The sequence below is a fragment of the Chryseobacterium fluminis genome, assembly GCF_026314945.1.
In the GTDB taxonomy this organism is placed as follows: Bacteria; Bacteroidota; Bacteroidia; order Flavobacteriales; family Weeksellaceae; genus Chryseobacterium; species Chryseobacterium fluminis.
The window spans coordinates 3,045,266-3,066,655 of the sequence record NZ_CP111121.1 but is presented as its reverse complement, the minus strand read 5'-3'; the positions used below and the strand labels follow the sequence as shown (position 1 = coordinate 3,066,655).

Annotated in this window: 21 protein-coding genes; 19 read left to right on the top strand and 2 right to left on the bottom strand. The window is 38.5% G+C overall.

From position 1 onward, the window contains the following. The first annotated feature begins 2 nt into the window (after positions 1-2). The 12 genes from ODZ84_RS14020 to ODZ84_RS13965 all read left to right on the top strand — a co-directional run bounded on the left by ODZ84_RS14020 (position 3) and on the right by ODZ84_RS13965 (position 10,024). Positions 3-863: a hypothetical protein gene (locus ODZ84_RS14020; protein ID WP_266172986.1), complete on the top strand. Its 861-nt coding sequence runs from the start codon at positions 3-5 to the stop codon at positions 861-863. Position 864: 1 nt separating this feature from the next. Continuing rightward, positions 865-1,950, top strand: coding sequence for an adenylosuccinate synthetase (locus ODZ84_RS14015; RefSeq protein WP_266172985.1), 1,086 nt, complete (start codon positions 865-867; stop codon positions 1,948-1,950). Positions 1,951-2,052: 102 nt separating this feature from the next. Continuing rightward, a complete protein-coding gene (locus ODZ84_RS14010) occupies positions 2,053-2,526 on the top strand; it encodes a macro domain-containing protein (protein ID WP_266172984.1) in 474 nt (157 codons plus the stop codon). A 119-nt stretch (positions 2,527-2,645) separates the two neighbouring features. Next, on the top strand, positions 2,646-3,074 hold the full coding sequence (locus tag ODZ84_RS14005) for an ADP-ribosylation/crystallin J1 (protein ID WP_266172983.1): 429 nt from the start codon (positions 2,646-2,648) through the stop codon (positions 3,072-3,074). After that, positions 3,064-3,876, top strand: coding sequence for a TIGR02452 family protein (locus tag ODZ84_RS14000; protein ID WP_266172982.1), 813 nt, complete (start codon positions 3,064-3,066; stop codon positions 3,874-3,876). Before ODZ84_RS14005 ends, ODZ84_RS14000 begins: the two co-directional genes overlap by 11 nt. After that, a complete protein-coding gene (locus ODZ84_RS13995; protein WP_266172981.1) occupies positions 3,876-4,511 on the top strand; it encodes a DUF4291 domain-containing protein in 636 nt (211 codons plus the stop codon). Before ODZ84_RS14000 ends, ODZ84_RS13995 begins: the two co-directional genes overlap by 1 nt. Before the next feature lie 10 nt (positions 4,512-4,521). Next, a complete protein-coding gene (locus ODZ84_RS13990; protein ID WP_408612435.1) occupies positions 4,522-5,028 on the top strand; it encodes an O-acetyl-ADP-ribose deacetylase in 507 nt (168 codons plus the stop codon). Positions 5,029-5,123: 95 nt separating this feature from the next. After that, the gene (locus ODZ84_RS13985; protein ID WP_266172978.1) at positions 5,124-5,813 is read left to right on the top strand and encodes an SIR2 family NAD-dependent protein deacylase; all 690 of its coding nucleotides are present in this window, start codon (positions 5,124-5,126) and stop codon (positions 5,811-5,813) included. Further along, a complete protein-coding gene (locus ODZ84_RS13980; protein ID WP_266172977.1) occupies positions 5,810-6,751 on the top strand; it encodes an ADP-ribosylglycohydrolase family protein in 942 nt (313 codons plus the stop codon). Before ODZ84_RS13985 ends, ODZ84_RS13980 begins: the two co-directional genes overlap by 4 nt. An 11-nt stretch (positions 6,752-6,762) precedes the next feature. Beyond that, the gene (locus ODZ84_RS13975; RefSeq protein ID WP_266172976.1) at positions 6,763-7,305 is read left to right on the top strand and encodes an RNA 2'-phosphotransferase; all 543 of its coding nucleotides are present in this window, start codon (positions 6,763-6,765) and stop codon (positions 7,303-7,305) included. Beyond that, entirely contained in the window at positions 7,306-8,061 is a 756-nt protein-coding gene (locus ODZ84_RS13970; protein WP_266172975.1) for a metallophosphoesterase family protein, read from the top strand. Between the two features lie 238 nt (positions 8,062-8,299). Then, positions 8,300-10,024 (top strand): M14 family metallopeptidase, encoded by a 1,725-nt coding sequence (locus tag ODZ84_RS13965; protein WP_266172974.1) that lies wholly within the window; start codon positions 8,300-8,302, stop codon positions 10,022-10,024. Positions 10,025-10,154: 130 nt separating this feature from the next. Here ODZ84_RS13965 and ODZ84_RS13960 read toward each other — a convergent pair whose 3' ends face one another. Together ODZ84_RS13960 and ODZ84_RS13955 are read right to left on the bottom strand one after the other, a co-directional pair. Further along, entirely contained in the window at positions 10,155-10,310 is a 156-nt protein-coding gene (locus tag ODZ84_RS13960) for a hypothetical protein (RefSeq protein ID WP_266172973.1), read from the bottom strand. A gap of 111 nt (positions 10,311-10,421) precedes the next feature. Further along, a complete protein-coding gene (locus ODZ84_RS13955; protein ID WP_266172972.1) occupies positions 10,422-11,303 on the bottom strand; it encodes a cupin-like domain-containing protein in 882 nt (293 codons plus the stop codon). A 473-nt stretch (positions 11,304-11,776) separates the two neighbouring features. Between ODZ84_RS13955 and ODZ84_RS13950 the strand changes: the two genes are divergently transcribed. The 7 genes from ODZ84_RS13950 (at position 11,777) to glmM (ending at position 21,275) form a co-directional block, all read left to right on the top strand. Then, complete coding sequence (locus ODZ84_RS13950; protein ID WP_266172971.1) at positions 11,777-14,500, top strand: hypothetical protein; 2,724 nt, start codon at positions 11,777-11,779, stop codon at positions 14,498-14,500. Between the two features lie 308 nt (positions 14,501-14,808). After that, a complete protein-coding gene (locus ODZ84_RS13945; protein WP_266172970.1) occupies positions 14,809-15,705 on the top strand; it encodes a GLPGLI family protein in 897 nt (298 codons plus the stop codon). 202 nt (positions 15,706-15,907) lie between these two features. Then, entirely contained in the window at positions 15,908-16,183 is a 276-nt protein-coding gene (locus ODZ84_RS13940) for a hypothetical protein (protein WP_266172969.1), read from the top strand. A gap of 118 nt (positions 16,184-16,301) precedes the next feature. Next, a complete protein-coding gene (locus tag ODZ84_RS13935; protein ID WP_266172968.1) occupies positions 16,302-16,556 on the top strand; it encodes a FeoA family protein in 255 nt (84 codons plus the stop codon). Next, positions 16,556-18,589 (top strand): ferrous iron transport protein B, encoded by a 2,034-nt coding sequence (feoB, locus tag ODZ84_RS13930; RefSeq protein ID WP_266172967.1) that lies wholly within the window; start codon positions 16,556-16,558, stop codon positions 18,587-18,589. Before ODZ84_RS13935 ends, feoB begins: the two co-directional genes overlap by 1 nt. 178 nt (positions 18,590-18,767) lie before the next feature. Next, the gene (locus ODZ84_RS13925) at positions 18,768-19,823 is read left to right on the top strand and encodes a DUF4421 family protein (RefSeq protein WP_266172966.1); all 1,056 of its coding nucleotides are present in this window, start codon (positions 18,768-18,770) and stop codon (positions 19,821-19,823) included. A gap of 69 nt (positions 19,824-19,892) precedes the next feature. Then, positions 19,893-21,275, top strand: coding sequence for a phosphoglucosamine mutase (gene glmM / locus ODZ84_RS13920; protein ID WP_266172965.1), 1,383 nt, complete (start codon positions 19,893-19,895; stop codon positions 21,273-21,275). The last annotated feature ends 115 nt before the right edge of the window (positions 21,276-21,390 follow it).

The following is a 21,390-nucleotide window of genomic DNA, read 5'->3' as shown; positions in this document are numbered from 1 at the left end:
TTATGGGAAGTACAAGATATGATATGGACGCTCGTTATGACAGAGCAAAAAAAGCAGGATATGCATCAAAATCTGCAGCTGAAATCTTTACACAGAACGCGGAAAGAAAGGCACACGAATCGATGAACCCCATGGGTATTTCCTTCAGGGAGTCGCGAGATTCTGAAGTTCATCCGAATTCAGTTCCTATTATTTTAGGACTGGATGTGACCGGAAGCATGGGACATATTCCTTATGATCTTATTCAGGAAGGACTTCCGAAACTGATGGGCGGAATTATCCAGGGCGGCGTTCCCGATCCGGCACTTTTATTCCTGGGAATCGGAGATCATGAATGTGATGGCTATCCTCTGCAGGTGGGTCAGTTTGAATCCGGAGATGAAGAGCTGGATATGTGGTTAACGAGGACGTATATCGAATCCGGAGGCGGAGGCAATGCCGGTGAAAGTTATTTGTTGGCATGGTATTTTGCCGCCTTTCATACCCAAACAGATGCATTTGAAAAGAGAAACCAGAAAGGATTACTGTTCACCGTAGGTGACGAACCCTGTCTCAAAACACTTCCGGCTTCTGCAATCAGGGAAATTATGGGAACGGGTCAGCAGACTTTTAAGCACACTGAATTACTGGCAGAAGCACAAAAAAAATACGAAGTTTTTCACATCAGTGTTTTACATTCCGGTCAGGCAGTGAATGCAGACAAAGGCTGGAAAGATCTGTTGGGACAGAACTGTCTGTCTATAGAAGATTACAGAGATGTTCCTAAAGTAATTAAAGAAGTAGTATGCAGCAGGTTCAAAGATTCTTTTACAAATCGATCAAACGGAACTACAGGAGGATCAGATCACATTCAAATGTATTAAAATGAAATCAGCAAAAATAGTTATAGGCTTGGGATTTGGTGACGAAGGAAAAGGAATCACCACCGATTTTCTGGCTCAGCAGCATCCTGAATCTATTGTAATTCGGTTTTCCGGAGGCCAACAGGCAGCGCATACGGTGATGATTGGCGACAAAAAGCATATTCATTCCAGTTTTGCGAGTGGTGCGCTGCGCGGTCTGCCTTCTTATTTCTCGGAACAGTGCACGATTCATCCGACGTTTTTGTTCAATGAAAGAAAAGAGCTCATTCAGAAAAACGGAAGTGTGGAACTGTATATCCATCCTCTCGCGAAAGTAACCACCCCTTTTGATGTTTTATACAACAGAAAAAATGTAAAAAACTTAGAACACGGAACCTGCGGGAAAGGAGTAGGAGCGACGATGAAGAGAAATGAAAGTCCGTTTAAATTATTTGCGGTCGATTTAATCGCTCCACGAACGATGCTGATCGAAAAATTAAAGGGAATTGCCCATTATTATGGTTTCGAAGACGGAAAAGACATTGAAAATGCTCTAGAGGACTTTTTCGAAGCAGTGGATGAAATCGATTGGAAAATAGAAGGCTACGAGTATTTAAAATCCTATGATCATCTTATCTTTGAAGGAAGCCAGGGAATTTTACTGGATATGGATCATGGGGTTTTTCCCAATGTGACATACGCCAGCACCACTTCAAAAAATGCCTGTGAAATATGCCGTCTGCTGAAAATTGAAGATATCGAAATATTTTATGTGACAAGATGCTACTCGACCCGCCATGGAAGCGGATGGATGAGTAATGAAAATGAACTGACTTTAAAAAATAATGAAGAAGAAACCTGCACATTCAATGAATTTCAAAAGGATTTACGCTTCGGAGATTTAGATTATGATTTGCTGAATTATGCCTTAAAATCAGATCAGGCCTATGGTGTTGCCCAAAAGAAAAATTTGGTGATAACCTGTCTGGATCAGTTGGAGGAAACATTTCAAATACAAAAACTTAAAGTGACATTTGACAAGATTTTTGGATCTTATTCGCCTTATTCAAAAGATTTTAAAAGAATAGGTAAGCAAGATTTTGATTAAATTTAAATCATGAAAGCAATCATTTATCAATAGGAATGGGCTTTAGCCCATTTTCAGAATAATAGATTTGCTGGCTGTAGTCAAATCAGATAATAATTGACCATGAAAACAATACAATATATAAGAGGAGACGCTACCAGTCCACAAACAGAAGGAAAGAAGATCGTTGCCCATATCTGCAATGATATCGGAGGTTGGGGAAAAGGTTTTGTGAAGGCCATTTCCAATCGGTGGTCCGATCCTGAAAACGAATATAGAAAATGGTTTAAACGTGGGGGAAATTTCTGTCTTGGTGAAATTCAGATGGTTCAGGTTGAAGAAACTATCTGGGTATGCAATATGATTGGTCAGCATAAAATTACCACCCATTCAAAAAAAGTTCCGCCGATTCGGTATGAAGCTGTTGAAAAGTGTTTAGAAAAGCTTTCTGTTGGAGCTTTCGAAATGAACGCGAGTATACATATGCCTCGAATCGGTTGTGGTCTGGCAGGCGGAACATGGGAAGAAATCGAACCAATTATTGAAAGAACTTTACTGAAAAATGAAGTGGAAGTATATATTTATGATCTTGAATGAATCAATTATTCGAAATTCAGAATAGCCTGTGAACTTTGCCTTGCGACTTTAAAATCAGTAAAAAGACTGGCAAAAAACTTTACATTAAAAACAGGAGACATTAAATTATCAAAACAGGAATGATGAAAACAAAAACCTTATACAGGCCCGTTGGAGAAAAGGAAATGATTTTAATTATCGAAAGTAATTACAGAAAATTTCCGCCAAGATTGGAATGGCAGCCTATTTTTTATCCGGTCTTAGATGAAGATTATGCATCTGAAATTGCAGAAAAATGGAATACAAGGGATGAAGCGGGAAATTATTTGGGCTTTGTAACCCGATTTGAAGTTTTGGAAGAAGTAGCCAACCAGTATCCATCACAAAATGTAGGAGCAAGAAATCATAATGAAATGTGGGTTCCTTCTGAAGAATTGGAAACATTCAATCAGGCCATTGTCGGGAATATTATAGTAATCAAAGTTTTTATAGGAAAAGATTTTAAAGAAGCCGCAAATAATAAGGTAGAAAATTTAATACTAAAATTAAAAACTAATTATGACAAATAAAGGAATGGCAAAAGATACGTTGGAAATATTAGCTAAAAAATATTATATAAACGAGCACAAAGAAAAAATAAGTATAGGAAATGAAATGGAAACCTGTATAAGAGAAACCTTTTTATTTTCATCCGAAGAATTGTCGGAAATGGCAGAAAATAAACTTCCCGAAACCCATTTCGAAACTCAATTTGAAGTTTGGAAATGCAGTTCTTTAAAAGCAATTTTACAGCTGGCCGAAGAAGAAGATCAGGAAAAACTCATGTGTCTGAATTTTGCATCAGCAAAAAATCCGGGAGGAGGTTTCGTCAGCGGGGCAGAAGCACAGGAAGAAAGCCTTGCAAGGACTTCCGGGCTTTATGACAGCTTGCTTCAGTGCTGGGAATATTACGATACACACAGGGCAATGGAATCTTGTTTTTATACAGATATGATGATTTACAGTCCGAAGGTTCCTGTTTTCAGAAAAGACAAAGGAGAATTGTTGAACAAACCTGTTTTATGCAATTTTATCACCTCTCCTGCGGTAAATGCGGGTGTGGTAAAACGTCAGGAACCTGAAAGAGAAGTTGAAATTTTCGGAGCTATGGATGTGAGAATTGATAAAATGTTGGCATTGGCTTTAAGACAAGGGAACGAAACCTTAATTTTAGGAGCTTGGGGATGCGGTGTTTTCAGAAATGATCCGGAAGAAATTGCCGAATTGTTCAAAAAGCATCTTCACGGAAGATATGAAAATAAGTTTAAAAGAGTGGTTTTTGCAATCCTCACGAAGAAAGAGGAAGTAATAAAACCATTTGAGGAAATATAATGAAACTCCATTTAAAAAAATATAAAGAACAAGTACCTGACTGGCCTGAAAAGGGATATCACATCATGGCCCAATATGATGATGAAAAAATTATTGTCTATCAATCGTACCGGAAAGATATTGGTCAATTTGCGGTTGAAAATCAGTATTTTGGTGGAGCCTTCAGTTTGGAAAGGATGACCTGGATAAAACCGAATTTTCTTTGGATGATGTACAGGAACGGTTGGGGAACAAAGGACAATCAGGAGTCTGTTTTGGCCATTCACCTAAAATTGGAAGCCTTCATAAAATACCTGAAAAATGCAGTTTATTCTTCTTACAATAACGAATTGGGAATATGCAGAGAAGAATGGCAGAATCAGGTGAAAGAATCCTCTGCAAGATTACAGTGGGACCCGGACCACGATCCTTTTGGCAGGAAATTGGAAAGAAGAGCAATTCAGATTGGTTTGAGAAATGAATTCATCAGGACTTTTGCAAAAGAAGATATTATCATGATTGAAAATATTTCAGGTTTTGTAAAAGACCAACATCAATTTATATTAAACCATGACCTGGATAGCCTGGTGATTCCTGAAGAAAAACCATTGCTCTTTACAGATGAAGATTTAAATCAAAAATTAAGGCTAAAATAATTCTGAAATGATGAATATTGAACTGATAAAAGGTGACATTACCAGAGTAGAAGCAGATGCTGTCGTAAATGCTGCAAATTCCTCATTACTTGGCGGAGGCGGAGTGGATGGCGCTATTCACCGTGCCGGCGGCGGCGCTATTTTAGAGGAATGTAAAGCTATCCGAAACCGGCAGGGGAAATGCAGGACAGGAGAAGCAGTGGTAACGACTGGCGGAAATCTTCCTGCAAAATATGTCATTCACACCGTTGGGCCGGTTTGGGATAATGACGCGAAAAAAAGTTCCGAACTTTTAGCAAATTGTTATAAAAATTCCCTGAAATTAGCAGAAAGTCTTGGGGTCAAAACCATCGCTTTTCCTAATATCAGTACAGGAGTGTACCGGTTTCCGAAGGAACTGGCCGGAAAAATTGCTGTTGAGGAAGTGAAAAATTTCACATCAGACATGATTGAAAAAGTCATTTTTGTCTGTTTTGATGATGAAAATGAAGAAATTTATAAAACGTTATTGGAGTAAATTTAATATTCCGATTAACTATTCGGAGGTGCGCACTTTCAGATCATAAAGATCTGGAAAATGGCAGGCATCTTCAGGTAACTAAAGATAAAAACATGAAAAAACTAACCATATTAACCGGCGCCGGAATCAGTGCCGAAAGCGGAATAAAAACATTCAGAGACGGAGACGGCCTCTGGGAAAATCATAGCATTACAGACGTTGCAAGCCCGGAAGGATGGCGAAAAGACAGAGCTTTGGTATTGGAATTCTACAACCAGAGACGAAGACAGCTTCATGAAGTGGAACCCAATGACGCGCATCGGTTAATTGCAGATTTAGAGAAGTATTTTGAAGTTCAGATTATTACGCAAAACATTGACGATCTGCATGAAAGAGCAGGTTCTTCAAATATTCTTCATCTACATGGAGAATTGTTCAAATCATGCTCGTGCAGTAATAAAAGTCTGATTTACGAACAGAGAGAAGATATAAAGATCGGTGATAAAGGGGAAGACGGCGCCCAGCTGAGACCCTTTATCGTTTGGTTCGGGGAAGATGTTCCGTTGATGAAAGAAGCCACGAAAAAAGTAAAAGAAGCCGATATTTTCCTCGTTATCGGAACTTCTCTGCAGGTATATCCGGCAGCAGGATTACTTCATGATATTAACGATGACTGCCTTTTAATTGTCATCAATCCCAATGAAACAGGGTTTGGTTACGGACAAAGAGCCGTTGTGATGAAAGAAACCGCCACAAACGGAATGAGAATATTATTTGATAAATTAGTATCTCTGGCCCGATGAAAAATAGCGTAAAAGCAGGGATTTTTGGAGTCTGTATCGGCGATGCTCTGGGTGTTCCTGTCGAATTTAAAACCAGAGAAGATCTAAAACGGTCTCCGGTAACCCGAATGTTGGAATATATGTCCTGGAATCAGCCAAAAGGAACCTGGAGTGATGACAGTTCGCTCACACTTTGCCTTGCAGATGAATTGGCAAAAGGATATGATCTGGAAAAGATAGGACAGAGCTTTGTAAAATGGAACCGATACGGACACTGGACTGCCCACGGAAAGCTTTTCGATATAGGCGGTACAACCAGACATGCTATCGCAAGATTGATCAAAGGAGAAAGTGCCCGGTTTTCAGGAAATATTTTTGAAGAAGATAACGGGAACGGTTCCTTAATGAGAATTCTTCCCCTGGCCTTTTACCTTAAAGAGGAAGAAGATACCGGGAAAGTCTATCAAACCGTTAAAGAGGTCTCATCCATTACACACGGACACTTCCGATCGGTCTTCTCCTGTTTCATCTATATCATTTTTGCAATTGAATTATTGAAAGGAAAAGATAAAAAAGAAACCTATCGGCATGTTCAGGAATTGGCTTTGGAATTGGCAGAAATTCAGGGTTTTAACCCAGATGAGGTTCAGCTTTTCGACAGGATTTTGAAGTACGATATTTCAGCATATCCGGAAGATGAAATCAGAGGCAGCGGCTATGTTCTTCACAGTCTCGAAGCTTCTTTATGGTGTCTTCTAAATTCTGAAAGCTATGCTGAAGCAGTGTTGAAAGCAGTGAATTTAGGAGAAGATACCGATACAACAGGAGCCATCACAGGAGGAATTGCAGGAATTTATTATGGATTTGAAAATATTCCTGAAGAATGGGTGTCGGAGCTTGTAAGGAAAGATGATATTGAAAAATTATGTGGTAGGCTAGAAAACAAATTAATGAATTAAAGAGATAACACATGAATGAAAAAGAAAGAAAAAAAATAAGTAAATTTATAAGTTTAGTACTAAGACATAAACCTGAAGTCATCCATTTAAATATAGATGAATACGGCTGGGCAGACGTTGATGAATTAATGGCAAAGTCGGCAAATCATGGTAATGGCTTTACCTTTGAAGAACTTGAGGAAATGGTAGAAACCAACGATAAAAAAAGGTTTGTATTCAATGAAGATAAAACCAGAATCAGGGCAAACCAAGGACATTCGATTGATATTGATCTGGCCCTTAAACCACAGCAGCCCCCGGAATTCCTGTATCACGGAACAGCGCAAAGTAATATCGATTCTATTTTGCGGAATGGGATTGAAAAAAGAAACCGGCAGCACGTTCATCTGAGTCAGGATAAAGAGACCGCTACTAGAGTGGGTATGCGTCATGGTAAACCGGTTATTCTGATCATCAGAACAAAGGAAATGTCCGAAGACGGAATAGCGTTTTATCTGTCGGAGAATAACGTCTGGCTGACCGATTTTGTGGATGCAAAATATGTTTCGAATTAAATGAAAAGAACATTGGCAATCGGTGACATCCACGGTGGATTCAAAGCACTGAAACAGGTTTTGAAAAAAGCTGCTGTCACTGAAAACGACACCTTAATTTTCCTGGGAGACTATGTTGATGGCTGGAGTGAATCTTCAGACATCATCCAGTTTTTAATCAGACTTTCCGATAAACAGCAATGCATTTTTATCAAAGGCAATCATGATGCCTGGGCAGAAGACTGGCTTTCTTTCGGAAGAGCTCCCGAGGTCTGGCTTTCAAATGGCGGTCGGAGTACAGTTGACAGTTATGCTGAATACAGTCAGGAAAATTTAGAAGCTCATCTGGAATTTTTTCAGAGGATGAAAAACTTTTATGTTGATGAAGAAAACCGTCTGTTTATTCATGCCGGTTATTCCTCAATGCACGGGCCGGAGAAAGAAGTGTATACCAGTAATTACCGTTGGGACAGAACGCTGTGGGAAACGGCTGTCGCTATGGATAGAAAATTATCCAAAAATTCAGAACTGTATCCCAAAAGACTGCTTTTATACAATGAAATTTTCATTGGTCATACACCTACCTTACACTTAGGATTCAGGGAACCTCTCAACAAGGCAAACGTCTGGAATCTGGATACCGGTGCCGCTTTTATGGGAGCTCTGACAATCATGGATGTTGAAACCAAGGCATTCTGGCAAAGCGATCCGCTTCCGTTGTTGTATCCTGATGAAAAAGGAAGGAACAATGATAATGCAAGGTCCAAAAAACACTGAATATTCCTCTCTTTGATCCGGAAGATAATTTTTAAGCATAAGCATCTGCGCCGTCTGCGAAATCCGTGGGATAAAAATTAAACATCAGGTCTGTCATTTTCAGGAAAGACGAATCCCACGTCGGTGGGAAGAGATTCTTCAATCTACTTCATTTCGTTCTGAATGATAAATTATACGCAAAAAAACAACAGCCTGTTTTCCAAACTTTGAGTAATTTTGAAGACTGAAATATTACTCCATGAAACTGAAATATCTCCTGTTTTTCCTTATTTTTTCCTTAACATCAGCGCAGAATAACTATCAGACGCCTTTTGAAAAAGGAAATGGAAATCAGACCGTTACTTATGACGAGATGAATGCCTATTATCAAAACTTATCTCAAAATTTCAGCGTTATCCAGTATCTGAAAAAAGGAGAAGATGACAACGGAAAGCCAATCTATGTGGTCATTTATAATCCTTTTCCGGAGAAAGATTTAAACAAGCTGAGAAAAGACAAGGCCATCCTCTTTGTTAATAATGGAATACATCCCGGCGAACCTGATGGAATCGATGCAACCATGATGCTGATGAGAGATTTAGCCTCAAAGAAAATCAAAACCCCGCAGAACGTTGTCGTTGCCGCAATCTCAGCCTATAATGTGAGCGGCATGCTGAATCGCGGTTCATTTTCCAGAGCCAATCAGAATGGTCCCGAACAATACGGTTTCAGGGGAAATGCAGGAAATTATGATCTAAACAGGGATTTCATAAAAGCAGATTCTAAAAATGCCCGGAGTTTCCAGGAAATCTACCATTGGCTGAAACCCGATGTTTTTATTGATAACCATGTAAGCAACGGCGCAGATTATCAATATACATTTACCTATATTTCCACTTTTAAAGAACGTTTGGGAAAGGTGTTGGGCGATTATTTTTATAACAGCTATCAGGCTGGAAATCTTGAGGATTTAAAGAAACTGGGCTACGAAAGTACACCGTACGTCAATATTCACGGGGATGTTCCGGAAGTGGGATTTGCTTCGTTTGAAGATTCACCCAGATATTCTACAGGGTATACGACGCTGTTCAATTCTTTGGGAACCGTCCCGGAAACCCACATGCTAAAACCGTATGACAAAAGAGTAGATGCGACCTACAAATATATGCTGATAAGTCTTCAGAATTTAGATAAAGATTACAAAAAGATAAAACAGCTTCGAATTGAAAATTTAAAGCAGTACCAGGCAGGAAAACAATATGGAATCCGGTGGAAAATAGACTCGACGAAATATTCTTCGATGGATTTTAAAGGATATGAAGGAAAATATAAACCCAGCGAAATTTCCGGTAAGCCAAGACTGTACTATGATCGTACCAAACCCTTTACGAAAAAAATAAAACTCTTTACAACCGCCGTTCCGACAGGATATATCACCATTCCGAAATATTACGTGATTCCCCGGTCGCAATACCGCGTGATCGAAGAGCTGAGAAGGAATCAGATCCAGATGAAAATGATTCAGCGTGACAGCACTATTGCTGTACAATCTTATAAAATTAATGATTTTAAGACTGTGAAAAACCCTTATGAAGGGCATTATCTGCATTTTGAAACCACTGTTGAAAAGTCCGATAAAATGCAGAGTTTCTCTGCGGGGGATTATATTGTCTCAACCAGCCAGGAAGGCATAAAATATATTATCGAAACCCTGGAACCGGAAGCAATAGACTCCTTCTTCAACTGGAATTTTTTTGATGGCATCGTAGCGCAGAAAGAATACTATTCCGCGTATATTTTTGAAGATACGGCAGCAGAATTACTGAAAAAAGATAAAGGTCTTAGGCGGAGATTTGAAGCGAAGAAAGCCTCTGATAAAAAATTTGCCGAGGACGGAACTGCCCAGCTGGATTGGATCTATATCAATTCGCCTTACTTCGAGGAAAAAACCTTCAGACAATATCCTGTCTGCAGAATTTTATAAGTTTTGTAGAGTACCCGTTTTAATTAATTCAGATAAAGGCTGATTCACAAAAATAGCTGCCCTGATAAGATGAGGTCTGTATTAGATAAAAAAAATAAGCTGCCGAGCAGCTTATTTTATATTGGACCCATTATATAAAATTTGGATTCCCTGTGGCTCCCTGTGGAAGAAAAACAACTTTTCTTTTGATGTTTTTTGCCTTTTCCAGGGCTTTAATGGCTTTTTGTCTTTCAATTTCCCTGTTGAAATGGGAATTGTTGTTTTCAGATTGTGAAGATGAATTCATATGTAATATTTTTAGTGTGGTAATATCATCCAATCTAAAAGTATACCATTTTCGAAAAAGACTCAACATGTGGTATCCAAAAAATGCGTTTCAATCGAAACGCATTTTTATTTATTTGGGTAAACCTCTTTTTAAAGCGGATTCAGCTCGTCTAATAGCAACTTTTTCTTTCCAGTCCATGTATTTGTTTTTAAAATTGGACTTCATGATATCATCAAACTTACGCTGAACCGTAAGATTCCATAATGATTGCGCCTTTACAGTCCATGACTTATCCCAGGCTCTCAGAGAGAGGGAGAAGCTGCCGTCCAGATATTTCATCCAGTGCCACCAGCCGGTTGGCATAAATAAAGTGTCACCATGCTCCAGATAACAGTCGATACCTTCTATACCGTCAAGGGCCGGAAATTTTTCAAAGTCCGGGTTTTCGATATCATAATCTTCAAGTGCATAAGTCGCATAGGGGATCTGATAAAGTCTTTCTCTCCATTTGTTTTCAAAAAGTATGACATGCTTTCTTCCATTGAAATGCGTGTGAAAAATATGCGCAAGATCGATATCAAAATGCAGGAAAGTAACGGAGCTTCTGCCACCAAAAAACATACTCGGATATTTATCTAAAAATCCACCCATCAGAGCCTTGGGAGAAATATAATCTTCCAGCAGTTTCGGGGCATGTTTTATAGGGTCAAAAAAGAAAATTCTGAGATCTGTAGGCTCTTTCTGAATGAGATCAATATAATCTGCGAATTTCATTTTTGTGGTAGGCGTGTTAATGGGAGCGGCAGGATCAGCCTTTTTAGAATCGTAAAGAGGTACTTCTACATCCCCGACTACCTCCTTCATGTATTCCATCGTCCATTTTTGGTAGGCAGGCCACTTTCTTGCCATGTTTTTAATCACAACAGGTTTTCTAGGCTTCAGATATTTTTCGATAAACTCTTCCTGAGTAATATCATCTACAACATCTATAGGCTTTAAGTTAATTCCCATTTTATAAATTTTATGTTACAAAATTATTAAATAAAAGATTACAATACCGTGTTTAAATTTTTTTTAATCTATGATTCAAATCATTATTTTAAATACTCAGACTAAATAGAAAGATCTTAACATCAAAATACCCTGTAAGAATATTACAGGGCAAAAACACAAATTGATGAATAAGGATTTATTCTGTTGCTAATATAAAACTTTATTTTAACTACAAAATTGTGTAAAGGTTTATATTGTAGGTTGTTATATTACATTTCTATTCATTTTATTCTCCTATATGACTTCCAATTAGATGCACTTTAAGAAGAGAATCTTTTTTGTAGTATTTTTTAAGGGAAAAAATTTTTTTAAAAAAAATATAACTAGTTTCGTAGTGATAAAGAGGGCTTTAACCTTTTATTATAAAATACATCTTTATAAAAGTGTAACAAAAAATAGTTAACATGAACTAATTACGAAAATAATAATTTATGAAAAAAAATATTTCTTTATTTCTGATGCTTCTTTTCTCCGTACTCACGTATGCACAAAAAACGGTTACGGGGAAAATTACAGACTCAGATGGAGAAGCAGTGCCCAGCGCAAGTGTCACCATTGAAGAACCGGGAAAAGATGCCATTCTTGCGTATGGAATTTCGAATTCAAAAGGTGAATACAAAGTAACGTTCACGTCATCTGAGCCTAAAGTAGATCTGAAAGTGAAAGCCTTTAATCAAAGACCTCTTACCCAGCAGATCTCAAACAGTGACCAGACAATAAGCTTCAAAATGCAGTCTGAAACCACAGAAATAAAAGAAGTTCAGCTAAAGACCAAAATGATTACCTCCAGAGGAGATACCATCGCCTATGACCTTAAGGCTTTCGATAATAAAAATGACAGAACCCTTGCCGATGTAATGAAAAAAATTCCGGGTATTGAAGTGAATACCGACGGAACGATTCTTTACCAGGGAAATGCAATCAACAAATTTTATGTTAACGGAAAAGATTTAATGGAAGGAGGGTATGGCACCATTAACAACTCTCTTCCGAAAGATGCCGTATCCAAAGTGGAAGTTCTGGAAAATCACCAGCCCGTAAAAATTCTTCAGGATAAAGTACCTTCCGATCAGGCGGCTATTAATATTAAGCTGAAAAATTCTGTTACCATGACGGGAAGGGGAGAAGTAGGAACAGGTTTTGGAGATCCCTGGCTCTGGAATGTAAAATTAACCCCGATGTTTTTCGGACAGAAAAGCCAGTGGGTCGTTAATTATAAAACCAATAATATGGGGGAGCAGGTCGAAAATGAAGGAAATATCCTCGCTTTCGGAAGCAGTTGGGAAGGAAGAAGGATCAATGCATCTCAGAACGACTGGCTTAATGTAGAAACAGCAAGTACCCCGAATACTCCTGTAAAAAGATATCTGATGAATAATGTTCATTATGTATCGGCCAATTACCTGACCAATATCGACAGCAAAAAGGAGTGGGAGCTGAAAGCCAATGCGAATTATACCAACAATGCCGTAGAACGGGAAGACTACAGGGAAACTACGTACCAGACAGGAGAACTTGCCGGGTCAAAAGTAATTAACAGTATAAGAAATAACTTTTATACCGATAAAATAAAAGGAGAACTCATCTTCACGAAAAATGCGAAAAAAGGATTCTTTAAAAACACCACCAGTTTCAGCCAGTTCTGGAACGGAGATAGGGCCGTTGCGATAAGGGAAGGCAGAACAGGAAATGAATCTGTACAGTCTCCGACTTCTTCATTTCAGAATTCATTAAGCACCATCATTCCATGGAAAGAAAAAATGGTGAATTTTAAATCATTTATCAATTATCAGGATGATACACAAACACTTCAGGTGTCTCCTGCGAGCTATATGCTGATTCCTTTTAAAATAAGTGCAGATTCGATCGGAAGAATTAATTTTGCCCCCGGATCTATTGCTGAACAGAGATTCAGACTTAAAACATTAGACACTTCCCATTCGGCAAATATCAGTTTTTCAACCAAAGGCTGGACCTTTACGCCACAGGTTGGACTGGATTTTTCATCAGACCAGTTAAATACTAACTTTAACGGTTCAGCAGTTCCTGTGAATCCCGGAGACCTGCAGCCGGACTTCAGCAGCCCCGCTTACGAAAACGATCTGAGATTTACAGAGATCAATCCAAATGCATCAGTGGGTGTCAATTATAAATCGGAAAACTGGATGTTATTCGCCAACTTTCCTGTTAATTTCAACAATATTAAAGCGGAGGACGGCCAGAGAGGGGTTTCGAAATCCTTAAATAAAGTGACTTTCACACCGAATATTTTTGCCCAATATTCATTTGCTTCTTTCTGGAAAGCCAGTGTCAACGGAAATATAAGCAATAACTTCGGAGATATCAAATCGGCCTACGCGGGATATATGTTGCTTTCGCCGACAGGATTTAATGTGATGGATCCCAATAACCCGATCCCACAAACAACAACTTCCTCCGCAGGTTCAAGAATAGAATACAGAAATCCGCTGAATAATTTATTCTTTAATGTAAATTACGCATTAAGCGACAGCAAAAGAAATCTTCTGGCAGCTCCTATTCTGGATCCCGCCACAGGATTTACATTAATGCAGTATAAAAATCAGGAAAATCATGCAAAGAGCAGCCGGTTAAGTGCCGAGGTCGGAAAATATTTCCCGAAGTTTAAGACCAATGCATCGATCAGTTATGGCAATACAACATCCGTTTCAGATGCCTTTTTAGATGATGAAGAATTTAAGAACAGGAACAACGCCCAGACTTACGGATTTAAACTGAACAATACCTATTTCAGCTGGATGAGCGTAGACTATAATATGAGTCTTTCAAGAACGAAGCAGGACAGCCGGGAAGGAACTCTGGGCGTGAACAAAGGATATAACCATAATCTGGCTGTTTTTTTCTACCCGATTGAAAACCATACCATAGGTTTCAACTGGGATCAGGTCAATACGGTGAACGGACCGAATAAATACGATAATCCATTTTATGATATATCCTATCAGTTTTCATGGGCTAAAAAGAAAGTCGATTTTGAACTGAAATGGATGAATGTCGGAAATCGTAAAGTCTTTGAAACCTATGATCTGGACGGACAGTTCAATGCCATCCGATATACCAGAATACAGCTTCGCCCAAGCCAGGTAATGTTTACGGTGAAGTTCAACTTTAAATAAATTAAAAACCAATCTCAATGAGATTGGTTTTTTACTGGAAGAAGCTCCGGGAAACCTAAGATTTACGGTAAGTCAGTAGCATAAGTGCTGCATCACACCATGAAATCAGTAATGGTTCCAATGATGAATATCTGTACAGCTTCGGTCTCGTCCGTAGGATAAATCAAGGATCCGGAAAATTGTAAAAGAATCATCCGGGTTCTGAAGCTGAAAATTTCATATAGTTTTACTGTATTGAATAAAAAAACAAAAAATTATGTAACAAAATCTGTAAACTATAAACTAATAACCATAAACATTCTATTAAAATGAAAAAACTATTCTCTTTATTCTTTATCATGGTTCTGGTTTTTGCTCATGCACAGGAATCTAAAGAAACGGCAAACCGCTTTTTCTATGAACTGACCTTTAAACCAAAGAAAGACTCTGCAAAGCTCGATAAAGTAATCGCCATACTGGACATTACAGGAAAAAAATCCATCTATCAGGATTATACCGTTCCTGCACAGGATTCCATTATTAAATCTGCTGTAGAAGAAATGGAAAAAACCAAGACTTTCAAGGATATGAGCAAGCTGGTAAAAATGCCGAAGTTTTCATATAAAATTGTGAAAACATATCCGGATATGAAACAGCAGTATGTCGACAGAATCAGTATGAATTTATTTGGTTTTGATGATCAGGTTACCTTAAACTGGAATATTTTACCGGAAAAAGAAAAAATAGGAGCGTATAATACTCAGAAGGCAACTACGGAATTCGGCGGAAGAAAATGGACTGCCTGGTTTACGACAGAAGTTCCTTTTCAGGATGGACCTTATAAATTCTACGGGCTGCCGGGCTTAATTGTAAAAATTGAGGACACTGAGAAAAATTATTCATGGAAACTGAGCGGAAATAAAAAAATCGAAAATTATGAAGAATTGACCTATTCTGACAAGATCAATGCTAAATATGGGATTCCTACTACCGTGACCCCTACGACTAAAGAAAAGTTTGATAAAGCTTACACCGGATATAAGCAGGATCCGATGGCTGAATTCCGTCAGAAAATAAGCCCTGAAATGATGACTATGAAAATGCCGGGCTCGGATATTACGATTGGGGATTTTGCCAAAAAACAGGAAAAAATAGCAAAAGATTTTTTTAACGCCAACGATAATCCGATTGAAAAAAATCAGGTTCAGGATAAAAAGAAAAAATAGCATTCTTATCAACTAAATTATATTGAAGTCACCCCGAGCATAAATGTTATGTTTGGGGTGATTTTTTTTAATTAGCATAGTATAGTGATATTGCAAATAGCCGCAAATACAGGTGTATTTGATGAAAAATATACTAAAATATTTGGCTGCTGGATTAATTTAGTTTATTTTTAAAAAAAACATTTTAAAAAATTATTTCGACATGAAAAAACTCATTTTCGGATCATTATTCATGATCTCCATGGTTACCTCTGCAAAAACGGCAGATACAAATCCAACATCAGATTTAAAAAAAGAGGATCAAGTTTTAGTTGCTAAAAAGACACTTCAAAACGATGGTAAAGAAGCGAAAAAAATTGAGGTTACCTCAAGAATTGCAGTTGATCCTTGTGTCGTTGCTGTAGTGGTTCCTCCGCCTACCAATTTGGACGCTTTGCTGGCCTGTCTGAAATCAATATCTGATTCGGTACAGCCGTAAAAACAAATAGACAGAACAATTTCAAAAACCGGGTATTTATATCCGGTTTTTTGTTTATGTAAATCGTTATTTAGATTAAATTTAAATAGCGTATATTTGCGTACACAAAAATCAGGCTTTGAAAGAGAAGAATTTACATAAGTTGAGTGCTTTTCCCAAAAATAAACTGGGAAAAATATCGGGGTATGATAACGAACATCTGAAGATGCCCAATAAGATCATTGAAATGGGTCTTCTGCCGGAGACATCGTTCCGAATTTTGTACCAGGCTCCGTTCAACGGACCTATGTATGTAGAATTTGGAGAAGAAAAAAGCCGTATTGCCCTTCGGGAAGAGGAAGGAGATTTTATTATTGTTGAAGAATTGATTTGATGCAGGAAAATAAGAAAAAGCAGGTACTTTTAGTTGGAAATCCTAATGTAGGAAAGTCAACGGTTTTTAATGCGCTCTGCAACAAAAAACAGAAAACCGGGAATTATGCAGGAGTAACCGTAGCAAGCCATTCGGGACATTACAGGTACAGGAATGAGGAGGTTGAGGTCGTTGACCTGCCGGGTTCTTACAGTCTGTATCCAAGCTCCGAGGACGAAGCCATTTTTTCCAAATTTCTTTTAGATCACCAGAAGGATTATGCAGGCGTTATCTATATCCTTGAAGCATTAAGTTTAAAAAGAGGTCTGCTTCTATTTCAGCAGATCCAGGATTTGGGAATTCCGATGATTCTGGTCATCAACCAGATCGATCAGGCAGAAAGAAGAGGAATTACCATTGACTTTCAGAAATTTTCAGAATCTCTGGGAATAAAAATCATCAAGACCAATGCGAAAGAGCAGATGGGTATTGATGAAATTAAAGAAGCTGTTTTAGCAAATAATTTTGTAAAAACCGACAAAGCTTCATTCCAAACACCGGATGAGCATAAAGATTTTATACGGAAAATAGCGGCACACAAAGGTCTCGATAATGAATATAAAGCCTGGATGAGCCTTTCGCTCGGAACAGATTCAGTGAGAACCGGAGCGCTGGCGCGACAAGTAAATGAACCAGATTCTAAAAGCCTGGTTCCAAAAAGATTACAGGTTCAGGAGACCGTGAGGAGATATCAGAACGTTGATAAAATTCTGTCTGATGTCATCACCAAAAAACCACAGTTCAAAGAGCTGTTAACCGAGAAACTGGATAAGGTTCTGGTTCATAAGTTTTGGGGATATGCCGTTTTTATGATGATTTTACTCCTCATTTTCCAAAGCGTATTCTTCTTGGCAGAATATCCGATGAACTGGATCGATGATGCCTTCGCATGGCTTTCTGCTTTTACCGGAGAGCATCTGCCGGAAGGACCTTTAAATTCATTGATTTCAGATGGAATTATTCCCGGGTTGGGTGGTATTATCATTTTTGCACCTCAGATCGGAATTCTGTTATATTTCCTTTATTTACTGGAAGATTCAGGATATATGGCACGCGTAGTTTTCCTGATGGACCGTATTTTACGGCCGTTCGGACTCAATGGAAAAAGTATTGTTCCGCTGGTTTCCGGAACAGCCTGCGCGATTCCGGCCGTGATTTCCACAAGAAACATTGAAAATTTAAAAGAAAGACTGTTGACAATCCTGGTGACGCCATTTATGACGTGTTCTGCCAGACTTCCCGTTTACAGTATCATTATCGGCCTTATCATTTCAGATAAGACTTTTTTAGGAGTACAGTATAAAGCTTTGGTTCTGATGGGAATGTATTTATTAGGTTTTTTCGTAGCTTTACTTTCTGCAGCCATTCTTAATAAATTTATCAAAAGCAAAGGCAAGACTTATCTTGTGATGGATCTGCCGACATATAAAAAGCCACTGTTCGGATATGATCTGAAAATGGTGCTCGGAAAGGTCTGGGATTTCATTACCGGCGCCGGAAAAATTATTTTCATAGTCAGTATCATCATCTGGTTTCTGAGCTATTTTGGTCCGAAGCAAAAACCGGATCAGTGGGTGGCAACAAATGTAGAGCTCGATCATTCTTATCTGGCCAAAATCGGAAAGGGGATAGAGCCGGTAATTGCTCCTTTGGGCTACGACTGGAAAATGGGAGTAGGAATCCTGACAAGCTTCGTGGCAAGAGAGGTTTTTGTAGGAACCATGTCTACTTTATACAGTTTAGATGATGATGCTCCCGAAATGAAAGTCATTGATAAAATGCGGCATGATGTGAAGCCAAATGGAGAAAAGGTCTTCAATTTTGCAACAGGAGTGTCGGTGCTTTTATTTTACGCATTTGCAATGCAGTGTATCTCTACACTTGCAGTAGTTTACAGAGAAACCAAAAGCTGGAAATGGACCGCTTTTCAGGTTGTGATGATGACAGGTTTGGCCTATTTTGTGTCGATGTTTGCTTACCAAATATTAAAGTAATGGAATCTTCATTAATTTTACAGTATATCATTGTTCTACTGATCGTTGGATTCGCATGCTATTCTTTATTCAGAATATTGAGAAAGAATTTTGCGCCGAAAAAATTCAGTTCAAAAAGAACAAATTGTGATAAAGATTGCGGTTGTTCATAATAAACCGATAAGGAGTATTAAAAAATGTGGTATTTTCATTTTCTGAAAACGAAACCCATTTTGGATTGAAACACCGAAAAATATTTTTTGTAATACCTTTTCTATACGCTGTTCACGGAAGAGCGCAGGAAGATTCTGCCAAAATCATATCGTATGAAGATCGCGTGATGATCCGTGCTACTGCAGACACGAATATAGAAAGCTATACATTTTATACAGAAGGAAATCAGAAGGAGACCGTACTTTCCATCAACAACAAAATAAAAACCTCTGTTTCCGTAGATTACAGAATCATTAGTGCAACCCTGTCTTTTGCGCCTAAATTTATTTCTTCAAATAAATACAATCCTCTGAAAGGAAATAGTGCTTACACCGATTTTACGGTCAGGTTCTTTCCCAAAAGACTTACTCAAACCCTGTATTATAAGAATGTAAAAGGATTTTATGTTGAAAATATGCAGGACATCCTGCCCGGATGGCAAAAAAATAAGGATGCCTATATTCAGTTTCCGGATCTTAGGGTACAGACTTTCGGAGGATCTACCGCCTATGCGCTCAATAAAGATTTTTCCGTGAAAAGCATCTATACCCAGGGTGAATGGCAGACAAAAAGCAGGGGAAGCTGGACTCCTTTTTTAGATTACGATTATACCATTTTCAGCGATACCATAGCAGGACAGAAAAGCAAAGAAACCCAGATTAATATCGGAGCGAATATGGGCTATTTCTACAATTGGGTGATTGCCGGTAAAGTGAATATTGCTCCCTATATAGCAGCTGGGCTCGGAGCGAAATTTTCGAGCTTCAGAGATACTTTGGAAGACGGAACGAAAGGGATGAGAGAAAACACCCAATATCTGACCGTAAGGTTTGGCAGTGGGCTTCACATCGGGTATAATACAGACCGGTTCCTGTTTGGAGGAAAGATGATCTTTAATGCCAATGCTTACAGTCAGAAAAAAAATTATACGGTGGAAAACAGCAATTATTTCGGGCTGGTTTATGTAGGATACCGCTTTGCTCCTCCAAAGGTGGTAAAAAGCAACTACGATAAGCTTCAGAAAAAGATCCCCATCTTATAGGTAAAGTCTTTTTAAGTATCTTTGCTGCGGAAATGAGGCATAAACCAATTAAATATATATAAAAACATAATGTCGTTAATTAAATCTATTTCAGGGATAAGAGGAACCATAGGGGGGAAAGTGAATGATAATCTGACACCTCTTGATGTTGTAAAATTCGCTTCGGCGTTCGGAGCGTGGCTTCAGAATAATAAAAATAAAAAGGATTTAACCTTAGTGATCGGAAGAGACGCCAGAATTTCCGGACAGATGGTTTCTTCTCTGGTAACAGCAACATTACAGGGTCTGGGGATCAATGTTATAGACCTGGGACTTTCTACAACACCTACTGTTGAGATCATGGTGCCGGAACTGAAGGCTGACGGAGGAATTATCCTTACCGCTTCACATAACCCCAAGCAGTGGAATGCACTGAAATTACTGAATGAAAAAGGAGAATTTATCACCGGAGAAAACGGGGCGGAGGTTTTAGCGCTGGCTGAAAGTGAGGATTTTAATTATGCAGAAGTGGATAATTTAGGTCAATATGAAACCCGTGACGATGCTTTTGATATTCATATCCAGCAGATTCTTGATTTGCCAATGGTGGATGCTGAAGCGATCAGAGCGAAAAATTTCAAAGTTGTCTTAGATGCTGTAAATTCCACAGGAGGGATTGCCATTCCAATGTTGTTGGATAAATTAGGTTGTGAAACCATAAAATTATATTGCGAACCCACAGGTCAGTTTCCGCATAATCCGGAACCATTGAAAGAACATTTGGGAGATATCTGCGAATTGGTGAAGAAAGAAAATGCTGATTTGGGAGTTGTGGTAGATCCTGATGTCGACAGGCTGGCGTTAATTGATGAAAACGGCGAAATGTTTGGGGAAGAATATACCTTAGTTGCGGTGGCAGACTATTTACTGAAAAATAAAAATGGAGCGGCTGTTTCAAATCTTTCTTCAAGCCGTGCCCTAAGAGATGTTGCCCATACCCACCATTCAGAATATTTTGCGAGTGCTGTTGGGGAAGTAAATGTGGTTACTTTAATGAAGGAAAAAAATGCGGTAATCGGAGGAGAAGGAAACGGAGGAATTATTTATCCCGATTTGCATTATGGAAGAGATTCTCTGGTTGGCGTTGCCTTGTTTCTGACTCATCTGGCGAAAGAAAATAAAACCGTTGCTGAATTGAGAGCAGGGTATCCGAGTTATTTTATGGGTAAAAAGAAAATAGAACTGACTCCCGAGATCAATGTAGATGATATTTTATCTCAGATGGAAAAAGAATATCAGAATGAAGAGGTTTCTACGGTAGACGGCGTGAAAATAGATTTTGAAAACAATTGGGTCCACCTTCGCAAATCGAATACGGAGCCGATCATCAGAATTTATACTGAAGCCCGATCTCAGGAAGAGGCAGACAGATTAGGAGACGATATTATCGCAAAAATCAAAAGTTTGATTTAATAAATATAACGGGACGGGACTTTAGGTCCCGTTCTTTTACAGTAGGTACATCTACTTAAAAACACATTTTTTTTCAAAGAAACACTCAAATAAACGATGGAGAAGCAGATCATGT